Here is a 15,221-nt window from a genome sequence, read left to right on the forward strand (position 1 = left end):
ATTTTCTTTTATTCATTAACGAATAGCTTTTCGTTTACTATTTTAGTGACTACCACTACCAACATTAAAATGCATATTAAATATAGCATTTTCGCAATAAACAACCACCCTTGAAACATTACAATTCCATCTATTATCTCATTTCCTTTCCATAACAAAAACGGAATTGTGCTGATTATAATGACAAATTCGATGCTGAAAACCATTTTCTTTTTTCGACTATATGCTTTCCATTCATTCCAGCGATACATAGGAGCAAAAATCAATACGCCTATACATAATATAACTGGTACCCATTCACTGTTAAGAAATTGTCCTGAAATAACTGATAATAGTAAACAAACTAGCACACCATAATATCCTATTTTTTCTCTCATTCGTACTCCCCCATTCCCCTTCTCCTCAAATCCCATTTTTAGGATTAATTGTATTGTATCATCCATTTTTTATTCTTATCATTACAGTACATGAAATTTCACTTTTTTCTTTTTCCTATACTCACATACTTTCACCGCTTTCATACAATACACTACACGAATGCCTAAAGGATGTGAATGTTATGGGAGTTGAATTAACGCTATTACACGCTCTCTACATTATTTGTTTACTCACTATTATTACCTTTTTTATTCTCCGAAAAGATACGACTATCATTTGTATCGTTTTTATCTTTTTATTAGCATTAACTGCAACAAGTTCTATCCCTCTTGCCATTAGCGGAATTTTTCAAAGTTTCATTTACGCCATTACTGAGCTATTACCAACTATATTAATCATCTCCATTATCGTATCAATGAGCAATTTACTCGTTCATACTGGCATAAATGATACGATGATTTCACCATTTACAAAAATGATTCGTACACCTACACTCGCCTACTGGATTATCGGCCTTTTAATGATGACCATTTCTTTCTTCTTTTGGCCTTCTCCAGCTGTCGCCTTAATGGGAGCTATTTTATTACCGGTTGCTGTACGTGTCGGCCTTCCTCCAATTGGGGTTGCAATTGCTATGAACTTATTCGGTCATGGGATTGCTTTATCCGGCGACTTCGTTATACAAGGCGCACCAAAATTAACCGCAGACGCTGCTGGTCTCCCTGTTTCCAGCGTCGTATCTGCAAGTGTTCCACTCGTTATCGTTATGGGCGTTGTGACAACTTCCGTCGCTTTTTTCTTCTTACGAAAAGAGTTTCATACAGGCTTAGCTATACAAGAATCTATTCTATCAACTGAGTCTTCTAAAACGCTCACTTCATTATCTCCTCGCACAAAGAAATGGCTCGCTATTTGTATCCCTATCGTATATATCATTGATATCCTTTGCATGATTCAATTTCAACTACAAGGAAGCGACGCAACTGCACTTATCGGTGGAACAACTGTTATTATGATTATCATCATTTCTCTCATCGCCTACAAAGGTAATGGACTGAATAAAACGACCGATTATTTCATAGAAGGGCTCCAATTTGGCTTTAAAATTTTCGGACCAGTTATTCCTATCGCTGCACTCTTTTATTTAGGAGATAGTGGCTTTGTGAAAATTATCGGGGACTATTTACCGAAAGGTTCACACGGAATCATTAACGACTTAGGCATCGCTTTATCTCAAACTGTTCCTTTAAATCAATATGTATCGGCAGGGACATTAACCATCGTTGCTGTCATTACCGGCTTAGATGGATCAGGTTTTTCAGGTATATCACTTGCTGGTTCCATTGCCAATCTTTTTGGAACAGCACTTGGCCATGGAACAGCTACATTAACAGCACTCGGGCAAATTGCAGCTATATGGACCGGGGGCGGGACGTTAATTCCTTGGGCACTTATTCCTGCTGCTGCGATTTGTAAAGTCGATCCATTTGAACTTGCACGCCGAAACTTTTTACCGGTTGTTATCGGTTTAATTGTCACCACGATCGTTGCGATGTTTATCCTATAACGTAAGCAAGTGTTCTCTTGCTTACGTTTTTTGCTTGTAAAATTCATCATGAATTATCAGTTTTCAAGAGGGATTCGTTATTACTTAGCGAAATTATATTAGGAGAGTAATTATTTCAAAACGTTTACGAGAAACAGATTACTGCAATTAGAAAAGGGGACATACCTATGAATGAATTGATTTTCGTCTTATTAATTTGTCCATTATTTATCTTTATCGTATCTGTTATTGGAACACGCAAAACGCAAACGTATTACGTAATGCCGATTGTAACGTTTGCTAGTTTTTTAATAATAGGTGTTATCGCCTTTACTCCAAAATTTTTCTTTTGGGTCGGCATGTATAGCATTTTCTCATTTATTGTTTCTTATGTGACTCTATTGTTTGTAAGAGGATATAAGCTTGCAGAAAGCACTAAGTAGTTAAGGAGATTGTAATATGATTTTCTTTAATATTGATGGAACTTTACTTGAATTTTTAACAATAATATAAAAAACGACCGCGTTCCCCCGCGGTCGTTTTTTTGTATTACGCTGTGATCCAAGCTTCGTTAGCTGGATTTTTACGCCACTCTTGTAATTTTTTCGTTTCAGCTTGTCCGATCATACCTTTTTCTGCTGCAACTTCAGTTAATGCACTGTAATCACTTAAAGAATATGATGCTACGTTAGCTGCTTCTAGCTTTTCTTTTCCTGCTTCTAGCTCGTATGTGAAGATTGATACGATTCCTAATACTTCACATCCAGCTTCGCGAAGTGCTTCTACACATGTAATTGCACTACCGCCAGTTGAAATTAAGTCTTCTACTACTACGACTTTTTGACCTTTTTCAGCTTTTCCTTCGATTTGGTTCCCTTTACCGTGCCCTTTTGCTTTACTACGTACGTAGCACATTGGTAAATCCATACGATCGCTTACCCATGCAGCGTGCGCAATACCAGCAGTTGCTGTTCCTGCAATAACTTCTACAGTTGGGAAGTGCTCTTTAATTAACTCTTCTAATCCAGCTGCAATCGCTTGACGTACTTTTGGATAAGATAAAGTTAAACGGTTATCACAATAAATTGGTGATTTCATACCTGAAGACCAAGTGAATGGATCATTCGGTTGTAAAAATACTGCTCCAATTTCTAATAAATGCGATGCGATTTCTTTTTTCATACTGTTACACCTTCCCACTGTTGTTTTACTGTTTTATACGCTTCAAGCGGATTTTCTGCTTTTGTAATACTACGTCCGACTACGATGTAACTTGAACCAAGTTCCCTCGCACGTTTCGGTGTTGCTACGCGCACTTGGTCATTTACATCATCGCTTGCAAGACGAATCCCCGGTGTTACTGTTACAAATTCATTTCCGCATACTTCACGTAATTTTGGAACTTCAAGTGTTGAACAAACAACGCCATCAAGTCCACTTTCTTTCGTTAGTTTTGCATAATGAGCAACCGCTTCTTCTAACGTTTTCTCAATGCCAATCTCTTTTTTCATCATAGCTTCCGAAGTGCTTGTTAGTTGTGTAACTGCAATACAAATCGGTCTCTCTTTTCCTTCTTGCTTACCTTCCTCTAATCCCTCAATCGCAGCTTTCATCATGCTGCTTCCCCCAGCAGCATGAACATTTACCATATCGACATCTAGACTAGCTAGGCTACGCATAGCGCTTTTTACTGTATTCGGAATATCATGAAGTTTTAAATCTAAGAAGATCTTATGTCCCTTTTCTTTTAAGTACGTAATAATCGCAGGGCCTTCTTTGTAAAATAACTCCATACCTACTTTGACAAATAACTCTTCCCCTTCAAAGTGTTGTAAGAATTGTTCTACTTCTTGTTTCCCTGGAAAATCTAGTGCAACGATTAACGACTGTGACATGTTTGCTTCCAGCTCCTTCCTTGACATTCCGAAATGTGATCAAATCCTAACTCATCTAATAATGCTGGTAACTCTTCAATAATTGTCGGACATACGAACGGATCGATAAAGTTCGCTGTACCTACTGCAACTGCGCTTGCGCCAGCATAGAAGAATTCAATTACATCTTCAGCTGTTTCAATACCACCCATTCCGATAATTGGAATGTTAACCGCTTGGCTTACTTCATGGACCATGCGAATTGCTACTGGCTTAATCGCAGGACCTGATAATCCGCCTGTACGGTTTGCTAAAATTGGTTTAGCTGTTTTTAAATCTAGACGCATACCAAGCAATGTATTAATCATCGTTAAACCATCTGCACCTGCATTTTCAATCGCTTTTGCAATTTCCACTATGTTTGCCACGTTCGGTGACAATTTCACGTATACAGGCACTTCAGAAACCTCTTTTACTCGCTTCGTTAAATCAGCAGCAATTTCAGGATTTGTACCAAAGGCGATACCACCTGTTTTTACGTTCGGACAAGAAATGTTTAATTCTAGTGCATGGACATTAGGCGCTTTAGAAATTTCCTTCGCAACCGCTACGTAATCCTCAGCTTGTGAGCCTGCAACGTTCGCAATAATTGGAAGGTCAAATTGTTCTAACCATGGTAATTCCGAATTCATTACTTTGTCTAATCCCGGGTTTTGAAGTCCAATTGCATTTAGCATGCCGCCTGGTGTTTCAGCAACACGAGGCGTTGGATTTCCATAACGTGGTTGTTCTGTCGTCGCTTTAATCATGATTGATCCTAGTACACTTAAATCGTAAAACTGTGCATATTCACGACCAAACCCAAAGCATCCAGATGCCGGTATAATTGGATTTTTTAATGATAATCCTGGTAATTCAACTTGCAATCTGTTCATAGTACAACCTCCCCGATTGGAAATACTGGTCCGTCGCTACACACCTTCTTGTAAGAATGTCCACTTGGATCTTCTTGTAAGTGGCATACACATGCGAAACAAGCTCCAATACCACAACCCATACGCTCTTCTAATGAAATATAGGCTTTTTTCTCTTTGTAACGTCCTTCTAATGCACGAAGCATCGCTAACGGGCCACATGAGTAAAGAATATCAAAGTCGATTCCGTAATTATCAATTACATCTGTGACAAATCCTTTTGTACCGTGTGTACCGTCTACTGTCGCAACGTACGTATCACCAAGTTCTGCAAATTTTTCTTCATAGAAAACAACATCTTTCGTTTGAAAACCTAAGATGTGAATAACACGTACACCCCTTGCAACGAGGCGCTGTGATAATTCATAAAGTGGTGGTACACCAATTCCCCCGCCTACTAATAAAGCTGTTTGGCCAGCTTCTGCTTCTTCTACGGGAAAACCGTTTCCTAATGGTCCCAGTACATCTACCATTTCACCTTGTTTTCTAGTTGCTAATGTTTTTGTCCCTTGTCCTTCGGCACGATATAGCATTGTAAATTCGTTCTTCTCTTGATCTACATTACAAATACTAATTGGGCGGCGCAGAAGGGGCGCAATGCCCTCTGCTACCTTAATGTGTACAAACTGCCCTGGTTCGTTCATTTGCTGTACTAACGTTCCTTGAAGCACTAATTCGTAAATATTTTTTGCGATTTCTTTTTGGTTAACGACGATCATATTTTGCTTTTGCATCATGCATGTACCACCTCGTGACGCTTTGTTTGCGTAATTTCTTTCATTGAATGAGCTGAGAATGTCATAGATTCTAATACTCGTAAGATTGCTCTCGTTGTATCAAGTGATGTTAAGCAAGCTACACCATTTTCTACTGATTCACGGCGAATGCGGAAACCATCACGCGCTGGTTGTTTTCCTTTTGTTAATGTATTGATTACAAACTGCGCTTTTCCTTGACGGATAATATCAAGTAAGTTGTAGTCTTCAGAATCAATTTTGTTTACAACTTGCACTGGAATATTTTGCTCCGCTAACGATTTTGCTGTTCCAGCTGTTGCTAATAAGTTATAACCGATTTCGTGGAAACGTTTTGCAATTTCCATTGCCTCTTCTTTATCTTTATCCGCTACTGTGATAATTACTGATCCGTGCGTTGGGATGTTAATTCCAGAAGCAACTAATCCTTTGTATAATGCTTTTTCAAGTGTTAAGTCTTTACCCATTACTTCCCCTGTTGATTTCATTTCAGGTCCTAATGTTGTATCAACTGAGCGTAGTTTCGCAAACGAGAATACCGGTGCTTTTACATATACTTCTTTCTCTTCTGGGTGATAACCAGTTCCGTATCCTTGCTCAACTAAGTCTTGACCTAAAATAACTTTCGTTGCAACATTCGCCATAGGTACGCCCGTAATTTTACTTAAGAACGGTACTGTACGACTCGCACGTGGGTTTACTTCAATTACGTACACTTGATCTTTGAATACTACAAACTGGATATTTAGTAATCCAACAATGTTTAAACCTTTTCCAAGTGCAATTGTATGTTCAATAATTTGTTCTTTTAGTTTTTCAGATAAGCTTTGTGGTGGGTATACTCCAATTGAGTCACCAGAGTGAACTCCAGCGCGTTCAATATGTTCCATAATACCTGGAATGAATACATTCTCGCCGTCTGAAATTGCATCTACTTCAATTTCTTTACCAACCATGTAACGGTCAATTAGTACCGGATGCTCCGCATGAACTTTAACTGCATTTTTCATGTAGTGCAGTAGTTCTTCTTGACGATATACGATTTCCATCGCACGTCCACCTAATACGTAAGATGGTCTTACTAATACTGGGTAACCAATTTCTTCAGCGATTGCTACCGCCTGTTCTACAGTTGTTGCTGTTTTACCAACTGGTTGTGGGATACCTAATTGTGTTAGTGCAGCTTCGAATTTATCACGATCTTCTGCACGGTCTAGATCTTCAAGTGATGTTCCTAAAATTTTCACACCGTGTTCTTCTAGTTTCGCTGCTAAGTTAATTGCCGTTTGTCCACCGAACTGAACGATAACACCTTCTGGTTTTTCTAAATCGATAATGTGCATTACATCTTCAATCGTTAATGGTTCAAAGTATAATTTGTCAGAAATACTGAAGTCTGTTGAAACTGTTTCTGGGTTGTTGTTAATAATAATTGCTTCATATCCAGCTTCTTTAATTGCCCATACTGAGTGAACTGTTGCGTAGTCAAACTCAACACCTTGACCAATGCGGATCGGACCAGATCCTAGAACTACTACACTCTTACGATCTGTTACAATCGATTCATTTTCGTCTGCATATGTGCTGTAGTAATATGGCGTTGCAGATTCAAACTCTGCCGCGCAAGTATCTACCATTTTGAATACTGGCATCATATTATTTTCTTTACGCATATCATAAATTTCGCGCTCCGTTTTGTTCCAAGCTGCTGCAATGTAGTGATCGCTGAAGCCCATTTCTTTTGCAGTTTGTAGTACTTCCATATTTCCTACATTCGCTTTTACTTCACGTTCCATATTTACGATGTTTTCAACTTTTTGTAAGAAGAAGAAGTCCATTTCACACCATTCATTGATTTCTTCTTTCGTTACACCTTGGCGAATTGCTTCTGCTACAATAAACAGTCGTTCATCATCCGCTTTAATGATACGTTTTTTCATCGTTTCTTTATCAAGTTCTTTTAAGTGGTCTAATTCTAAGTGATAAATGCCAAGCTCTAAAGAACGAACTGCTTTTAGTAATGATTCTTCTAAGTTACGTCCGATTGACATAACTTCACCAGTTGCTTTCATTTGTGTTCCAAGCGTTCTGTTCGCTGATTCAAACTTATCAAACGGCCAACGTGGAATTTTTGAAACAACATAGTCTAACGCTGGCTCGAAGCAAGCGTAAGTTTTTTGTGTTACTGGGTTTACGATTTCATCTAACGTTAAACCGACTGCAATTTTTGCTGCTAATTTCGCAATTGGATATCCAGTTGCTTTAGATGCTAGTGCAGATGAACGACTTACACGTGGATTTACTTCGATTACATAGTATTGGAAGCTATATGGATCAAGCGCAAGCTGAACGTTACATCCGCCTTCAATTCCTAGTGCACGAATAATTCGTAATGAAGTGTTACGTAACATTTGATATTCACGGTCGCTTAGCGTTTGGCTCGGTGCTACTACAATCGAATCACCTGTGTGAACACCAACTGGATCGATGTTTTCCATGTTACATACTACAATCGCGTTATCATTTGAATCACGCATTACTTCATATTCAATTTCCTTACAGCCAGCAATACTTTTCTCTAATAAACATTGTGTTACTGGACTATGTTTTAAACCGCTTGTTACGATTTCAATTAGCTCTTCTTCGTTATGGCAAATTCCGCCGCCCGTTCCTCCTAATGTGAACGCTGGTCGAACGATTACTGGATAACCAATTTCATTTACAAATCCATATGCTTCATCAAGGTTATGAATAATTTCACTTGGTGGTGTTGGTTCATTTAAATCTTGCATTAATGTACGGAATAAATCACGATCTTCCGCTTGCTCGATTGCTGATAATTTTGTTCCTAAAATTTCAACTCCGCACTCGTCAAGTACGCCTGATTTTGCAAGTTCAACAGCCATGTTTAAACCTGTTTGACCACCTAATGTTGGTAGGATTGCATCAGGACGTTCTTTACGAATAATACGGCTTACGAATTCTAATGTTAATGGCTCGATGTATACTTTATCTGCTGTTGCAGTATCCGTCATAATTGTTGCTGGGTTAGAGTTAACAAGGATTACTTTGTAACCTTCCTCTTTAAGAGATTGACAAGCTTGTGTGCCAGAGTAGTCAAACTCCGCTGCTTGCCCAATTACAATTGGTCCTGATCCGATTACTAAAATTGTGTTAATGTCTAGGCGTTTTGGCATAACTCTTCCCCTTCTTTCTTGAAGTTTTCAATCATTGTTAAGAAATCTTCGAATAAATCATTTGCATCTTCTGGTCCCGCTGAAGCTTCTGGATGGTATTGTACTGTAAATGCTGGGAACTTCTTATGACGAAGACCTTCTACCGTTCCATCGTTTAAAGCAACATGTGTAATTTCAAGATCTGTATTTTCAACTGATTCTTCTTCTACTGCGTATCCGTGGTTTTGAGATGTAATTGCTACTTTTCCAGTTGCAAGATTTTTTACTGGATGGTTTAAACCACGGTGACCAAATTTCAACTTACTTGTATTTGCACCTGATGCTAGAGCGAACAATTGATGTCCTAGGCAAATTCCGAATAAAGGAACTTTACCGATAATGTCTTTTAACATTTCAATTGCTTCTAGTACATCTTTCGGATCTCCAGGTCCATTACTTAACATAATTCCATCTGGGCTAAGGCGTAAAATTTCTTCTGCTGTTGTGTTGTAAGGAACTACAATTACATCACAGTCACGCTTATTTAATTCTCGTAAAATACCATGTTTCATACCAAAGTCTACTAGTACAACTCGGTGACCACGACCTGGGCTTGGGTATGGATCTTTCGTTGATACGCGTTTTACATGATCTGTAAATACTGTCGCTTTTAATTGGCTTACAATGTACTCTACATCTGCATCCATGTTACAAAGGCGTCCGCGTAATGTACCGTATTGACGAATTTTTCTCGTTAATTTTCTCGTATCAATCCCTGCTAATCCTGGAATATTTCTTTCTTTCAAGTAATCATTTAACGAAATTTCATTACGGAAGTTTGATGGGTGATCACAAATTTCGTTTACGATTAAACCATTTACAGATGGGTGAATGGATTCAAAATCGTCACGGTTAATGCCGTAATTTCCGATTAATGGGTACGTGAATGTTACGATTTGACCGCAATATGATGGATCAGATAATGTTTCTTGATATCCAGTCATTCCTGTTGTAAATACAACCTCACCTGACTTTTCGATTTCGCCTCCGAAACCTGTTCCAATTAATACTGTTCCATCTTCTAAGATAAGTTGTCTTTTCATACTAATGCACTCTCCTTTTGCCATGCGATCTTACCACCAACGATTGTCATTACCGGCCATCCTTGGCATTTCCAACCTGCGAATGGTGTATTTTTTCCTTTTGATAAGAATGTTGTTGGGTCAATCTCTTCTTCTTGTTCTAAATCAATGATTGTAATATCAGCTGCTCTACCTTCTTTTAGGCGACCTGCTTCTAAGCCGAATGTATCAGCTGGCTTTTCTGTTAAGAATTGAATTAACTGTTCTAGCGTAATGACTCCCTTTTTCACAAGGTATGTGTATAGAAGCGGGAATGCTGTTTCAAAACCAGTAATTCCAAACGGTGCTCTTTCAATTCCTTGTGCTTTCTCTTCCGCTGTATGCGGTGCATGGTCAGTTGCGATCATATCGATCGTTCCATCTAATAAACCTTCAATTAATGCTGCATGGTCTTCTTTTCCACGAAGTGGTGGGTTCATTTTAAAGTTAGGATCAGCTGATGGGATATCATCTTCACATAACACTAGGTGATGCGGTGTTACTTCTGCTGTTACTTTAATTCCAGCGCGTTTCGCATCACGGATTACACGTACAGAACCTTTCGTACTTACGTGACATACGTGATAGTGGCAATCTGCTGCTTCAGCAAGCAGTATATCCCTTGCAATATGTACAGATTCACATACTGATGGGATACCGTTTAATCCGTGTTTCTCAGAAAACTTCCCTTCATGTACACAACCTTTATTAATAAGCGTATTCTCTTCACAGTGCGCAACTACTGCCATATCTAATTTTGCTGCACGTTTCATAGCCGCTAACATCATGCTCGCATCTTGTACGCCTACGCCGTCATCTGTGAAAGCAAATGCTCCAAGTTCTTTTAATGTTTCGAAATCAGTCATTTCAGAACCAGCTTGACGTACTGTAATTGCTCCGTATGGTAGTACGTTAACATGAGCTTTTTCTTCAATACGTTTTTGCAAGTCTTCCATATGTTCTCTGCAATCTGGTACCGGGCGTGTATTTGGCATTGCGCAAATTGTAGTGAATCCACCTTTTGCCGCTGCTAGTGTACCTGTTTCAATTGTTTCTTTATGTTCACCACCTGGTTCACGAAGATGTACGTGTACATCTACTAATCCTGGTGCGATTAACTTTCCGTTCACATCGATTACTTCAGCATTATCTGCCGTAATATTTTCTGCTACCTTAGCGATTTTACCGTCTTGTACGAGAAGATCCGTTGCTACGATTTTTCCTTCTTCATTCATATAACGACCATTTTTAAACAAATAATTCATGTTTCATTCCTCCTAATACATTTGGTAAGGCGCGTTTTAGTACAGCCATTCTTACGTAAACTCCATTTTCCATTTGTTTAAATATGCGTGAACGCTCACACTCAACAAGTTCACTTGCAATTTCAACATCACGGTTTACAGGAGCTGGATGCATAATAATGCTTCCTTCTTTCATACGCTTTTCTCTTTCTACTGTTAATCCGTGTTTCTCATGATATTCTTTCATAATGTCTGTTTCATAATGATCATGACGCTCATGTTGTACACGGAGTAACATCATTACATCAACTTCTGGAACAAGTTCATCTAATGGTTTGTATGTTCCAAATGTGTTGTCTTCATCTTTCCACTCTTCTGGACTTGCAAAGTAAATCGTTGCACCAAGCTTCGTTAATGCTTCTGCATTAGAACGTGCTACTCGGCTATGACGAACATCTCCTACTATTGCAATCTTCAAACCTTCAAATCTTCCAAACTCTTGTTTAATTGTAAGAAGGTCCAGTAGGCACTGTGTTGGGTGGTTTCCGCATCCATCTCCAGCGTTTAAGATTGGAATATTCACCTGATCTTTTAGTTCATCGAAGTAGCGATCTTGCTCGTGGCGGATGACCACTGCTTTTGTTCCGATTGATTCTAGTGTTCTTATCGTATCGTATAGAGTTTCTCCTTTTTGTACGCTAGATGCATCAGCTGAAAAGTTTAAAACATCAAGTCCTAATCTCTTCTCAGCAACTTCAAAGCTAAATCTCGTTCTCGTACTATTCTCAAAGAACAAGTTCGCAACAAAAGTTTGCTCTGTCGTTTTGCTCTCTTTTCCATTCGCAAAATCTTCTGCATCTTTTAGGATTTCTGAAATTTCTACTTCCGATAATTCACTCATCGTTAACAAATGGCTCATCGTCATCCCTCATCTTTCTGATTTTTATGTTACCACTTTTGAATTTTTATAACAACCTTTGCATAAAAATACCCTAGTCATGTGAGACTAGGGTGCAAGAAAGAAGCCACCCTTTTCGATCTCACAGGACTGAATTAAAAGGTTATTATTATGAAGCAATCTGCTTAGATTGTTTTATTTGTTTCGTTTCCGGTAGTAGTAGATTTAACAGTACACCTACAATTGCTGCTAGTGCCATTCCTTCTACTTGGAATGATTCTCCTACGTGAAGTACCGCTCCACCAATACCGATTACTAATATTACTGATGCAATCATTAGGTTTCGTTTGTCACTTAAATCTGTTTTATCATCTACCATCATGCGTAATCCGCTTGATGCGATTACACCGAATAGTAAGATTGATACACCACCCATAACTGGTGTTGGGATCGAATGAATCAGTGCAGAAATCTTACCGATAAATCCGAACATGATTGCGAATACTGCTGAACCGATGAATAAGTATACACTGTATGCTCTCGTAATTGCTAGCACACCGATGTTTTCACCATACGTTGTATTTGGTGGCCCACCGATTAGTGACGCGATTAATGTTGCTACTCCGTCACCGAAGATTGAACGGTGTAAACCTGGTTTTTCAATTAAATCTCTTTTAATAACATTTCCAAGAACAATTTGATGTCCGATATGTTCTGATATTGTTACTAGTGCAACTGGTACCATCAAGAGTACAATCTTCCATGAAAACTCTGGTGTGTATGTTACAAATGGTACTGTGAAATCTGGTACAACAAACCATTTTGCCTCAGCTACCGGCTTTAAGTCTACTAGCCCTTGGAAGTAAGCGAAGATATATCCGCCGATAATGCCAAGTAACACTGGTATTATACTGAAAAATCCTCTTCCAAATATCGAGCATATAATTGTAATTGCTAATGTTACTAACGCTACTGAAAAATGTGTAAAGCTATATTTGCCATCCGCATCGTTCATCGCCATGTTAACTGCTGTATGTGCTAAAGCTAGACCGATTACCATTACTACTGGACCAACTACGATTGGTGGTAGTAATTTCATAATCCACTCTGATCCTGATTTCTTAATTCCGAGTGAGATTAAAATGTACACAAGTCCTGCTAGCAAACCACCAAGCATTGCCGCTCCCGGTCCACCTGCCGTTTTGGCTGTTATAATCGGTGCGATAAAGGCGAATGATGATCCTAGATAAGCAGGTACTTGGCCTTTCGTTATAAGAAGGAACGCTAACGTTCCTAATCCACTTGATATTAATGCTACTGATGGATTCAATCCTGTTAAAAATGGAACAAGCACTGTTGATCCAAACATCGCGAACAAATGTTGTATACTTAAAAATAACCATTTTCCCGGTTTCGGTACTTCATTAACGTCTAACACTGGCTTTTGTTCCATTGTTACATCCTCCTTCAGTTTAAATCTTTGCAATAAAAAAACTCTTTGTGCCTGTGCACAAAGAGTCCTACACTTTCGTATGCCAAATTTGACATATGAAAGCCAAGACCCTTTGGCAGCCTCACAGGACTACATTTAAAAGGGCTTTACTTATCGTATATGCTTACTCGATCTTGTTGATCTGTCTCTTGCAAATCAACTTCGATACGCTCTTCACTTGATGTTGGAATGTTCTTCCCTACATAATCAGCGCGAATTGGTAATTCGCGATGACCTCTATCAACAAGAACCGCCAATTGGATTTGAGATGGTCTACCTAAATCCATAAGAGCATCCATTGCTGCTCGAACTGTTCTTCCTGTATATAATACGTCATCCACAAGGATAACTTTTTTCTTCGTAATATCTACAGGGATATCAGAACCTTTTACAAGTGGTTCTTTATTTTTCGATTGTAGTGTTAAATCATCACGATATAACGTAATGTCTAACTCTCCAACTTCCATTTCTTTTCCTTCAATTTGACCAATTCGTTCTGCCAAACGTTGTGCAATAAAAATTCCACGAGTTTTAATTCCGACAAGAACACAATTATCGACACCTTTATTTCGTTCCACGATTTCATGACTAATTCGTGTTAAAGCGCGGCGAATCATTTGGTCATCTAAAACGACAGCTTTCTCTTGCATGCTCTACACCTCCAAGCTTTTTTCTTGCGTGAGAGTAATGGTATAAAAAAAGTCCTCTCAGCGTGTGCGAGAGGACTTTTGAAAAAAGGGTACAACATACCCTAAGTATTTCAAACCGTTACCTTCTCAACCTCACGGGGCTGTGTTAAAGGATCATTATTTAACTGTTGTCAGTATCTCAGTTTTCTTATGATTTGTCAATACTATTTTCGTAAAATATTTAATGCGTCTTCAAACACTTCTGGAATTGGTGCCTCAAACTGAATATATTCACCAGTACGAGGATGATCAAAGCCTAAAATACCCGCATGAAGTGCTTGTCCATTCATATCTAACGTTTTCTTCGGACCATACTTCGGATCTCCTGCAAGTGGATAGCCAATATATTTCATATGAACACGAATTTGGTGCGTACGTCCCGTTTCTAAGCGACATTCTACAAGTGTAAAGTCTTTAAAGCGTTCTAACACTTGGAAGTGCGTAACAGCGTTCTTACCATTTTCATCAACTGTCATACTTTGACGCTCTTTCTTATCACGAGCAATCGGAGCATCAATCGTTCCCTTATCATGCGGAATCACACCGTGTACAATCGCTTTGTAACGTCTCGTTACTGTTTTTGCTACAAGCTGATTTACAAGCGATTCATGTGCCATATCATTTTTAGCAACCATTAATAGTCCAGATGTATCTTTATCAATACGATGCACGATACCTGGACGCATTATACCGTTAATGCCTGATAAGTCTGTACAATGGTGCATGAGGCCGTTTACAAGTGTACCACTTGTATGCCCTGGTGCTGGATGTACAACCATACCACGTGGCTTATTTACAACAAGCACATCTGCATCTTCATAATAAATTTCTAAATTTAAATCTTCTGGTTGAATATCTAACTCTTCTGGTTCAGGAATTGTTACTGTAATTTCATCTTCTTCTTTTACTTTATAATTTCCTTTTACAGCTTTCCCGTTTACTGTCACAACGTCATCTTTAATCCATTGCTGCACTTGCGTACGTGACCATTCGTTATTTATCCCTGCAACGAATTTATCAATTCGCTCGTTTTTTTGCTCTGCTGCAACTGTTACTTGTACTACTTCACTCATT

At 38.7% G+C, this 15,221-nt stretch carries 14 protein-coding genes; 2 read left to right on the top strand and 12 right to left on the bottom strand.

Annotated elements, in window-relative coordinates:
* Window positions 1-8 precede the first annotated feature (8 nt).
* Window positions 9-377, bottom strand: coding sequence for a YoqO family protein (locus AXW78_RS18395; protein ID WP_002181188.1), 369 nt, complete (start codon window positions 375-377; stop codon window positions 9-11).
* A 182-nt stretch (window positions 378-559) separates the two neighbouring features.
* Between AXW78_RS18395 and AXW78_RS18400 the strand changes: the two genes are divergently transcribed.
* Window positions 560-1,945 carry a hypothetical protein gene (locus AXW78_RS18400; RefSeq protein WP_000537876.1) on the top strand — a complete coding sequence of 462 codons (1,386 nt, stop codon included), beginning with the start codon at window positions 560-562 and terminating at the stop codon, window positions 1,943-1,945.
* A 167-nt stretch (window positions 1,946-2,112) separates the two neighbouring features.
* Window positions 2,113-2,367 (top strand): YbeF family protein, encoded by a 255-nt coding sequence (locus AXW78_RS18405; protein WP_001003924.1) that lies wholly within the window; start codon window positions 2,113-2,115, stop codon window positions 2,365-2,367.
* A gap of 106 nt (window positions 2,368-2,473) precedes the next feature.
* Here AXW78_RS18405 and pyrE read toward each other — a convergent pair whose 3' ends face one another.
* The 11 genes from pyrE to AXW78_RS18460 all read right to left on the bottom strand — a co-directional run bounded on the left by pyrE (window position 2,474) and on the right by AXW78_RS18460 (window position 15,220).
* Window positions 2,474-3,106: an orotate phosphoribosyltransferase gene (gene pyrE / locus AXW78_RS18410; RefSeq protein ID WP_000711449.1), complete on the bottom strand. Its 633-nt coding sequence runs from the start codon at window positions 3,104-3,106 to the stop codon at window positions 2,474-2,476.
* Window positions 3,103-3,819 (bottom strand): orotidine-5'-phosphate decarboxylase, encoded by a 717-nt coding sequence (gene pyrF, locus AXW78_RS18415; protein WP_000083512.1) that lies wholly within the window; start codon window positions 3,817-3,819, stop codon window positions 3,103-3,105. Before pyrF ends, pyrE begins: the two co-directional genes overlap by 4 nt.
* Complete coding sequence (pyrD, locus tag AXW78_RS18420; RefSeq protein ID WP_001081049.1) at window positions 3,804-4,733, bottom strand: dihydroorotate oxidase B catalytic subunit; 930 nt, start codon at window positions 4,731-4,733, stop codon at window positions 3,804-3,806. The genes pyrF and pyrD overlap by 16 nt, the downstream gene beginning before the upstream one ends.
* Complete coding sequence (gene pyrK, locus AXW78_RS18425) at window positions 4,730-5,509, bottom strand: dihydroorotate oxidase B electron transfer subunit (protein WP_000983365.1); 780 nt, start codon at window positions 5,507-5,509, stop codon at window positions 4,730-4,732. Before pyrK ends, pyrD begins: the two co-directional genes overlap by 4 nt.
* Window positions 5,506-8,724: a carbamoyl-phosphate synthase large subunit gene (gene carB, locus AXW78_RS18430; RefSeq protein WP_001126102.1), complete on the bottom strand. Its 3,219-nt coding sequence runs from the start codon at window positions 8,722-8,724 to the stop codon at window positions 5,506-5,508. The genes pyrK and carB overlap by 4 nt, the downstream gene beginning before the upstream one ends.
* On the bottom strand, window positions 8,709-9,806 hold the full coding sequence (locus tag AXW78_RS18435; protein WP_061884517.1) for a carbamoyl phosphate synthase small subunit: 1,098 nt from the start codon (window positions 9,804-9,806) through the stop codon (window positions 8,709-8,711). Before AXW78_RS18435 ends, carB begins: the two co-directional genes overlap by 16 nt.
* Window positions 9,803-11,089: a dihydroorotase gene (gene pyrC, locus AXW78_RS18440; RefSeq protein ID WP_061884518.1), complete on the bottom strand. Its 1,287-nt coding sequence runs from the start codon at window positions 11,087-11,089 to the stop codon at window positions 9,803-9,805. The genes AXW78_RS18435 and pyrC overlap by 4 nt, the downstream gene beginning before the upstream one ends.
* Window positions 11,073-11,987 carry an aspartate carbamoyltransferase gene (gene pyrB / locus AXW78_RS18445; RefSeq protein ID WP_000018849.1) on the bottom strand — a complete coding sequence of 305 codons (915 nt, stop codon included), beginning with the start codon at window positions 11,985-11,987 and terminating at the stop codon, window positions 11,073-11,075. Before pyrB ends, pyrC begins: the two co-directional genes overlap by 17 nt.
* A 148-nt stretch (window positions 11,988-12,135) precedes the next feature.
* On the bottom strand, window positions 12,136-13,419 hold the full coding sequence (gene uraA, locus AXW78_RS18450) for a uracil permease (protein WP_000435923.1): 1,284 nt from the start codon (window positions 13,417-13,419) through the stop codon (window positions 12,136-12,138).
* Between the two features lie 146 nt (window positions 13,420-13,565).
* Window positions 13,566-14,108, bottom strand: a complete 543-nt coding sequence (gene pyrR / locus AXW78_RS18455; RefSeq protein ID WP_001156491.1) for a bifunctional pyrimidine operon transcriptional regulator/uracil phosphoribosyltransferase — start codon at window positions 14,106-14,108, stop codon at window positions 13,566-13,568.
* 203 nt (window positions 14,109-14,311) lie between these two features.
* Window positions 14,312-15,220: an RluA family pseudouridine synthase gene (locus tag AXW78_RS18460; RefSeq protein WP_000005828.1), complete on the bottom strand. Its 909-nt coding sequence runs from the start codon at window positions 15,218-15,220 to the stop codon at window positions 14,312-14,314.
* Window position 15,221 lies beyond the last annotated feature (1 nt).

It is taken from the genome of Bacillus thuringiensis, from assembly GCF_001595725.1.
Taxonomy (GTDB): Bacteria; Bacillota; Bacilli; order Bacillales; family Bacillaceae_G; genus Bacillus_A; species Bacillus_A thuringiensis_K.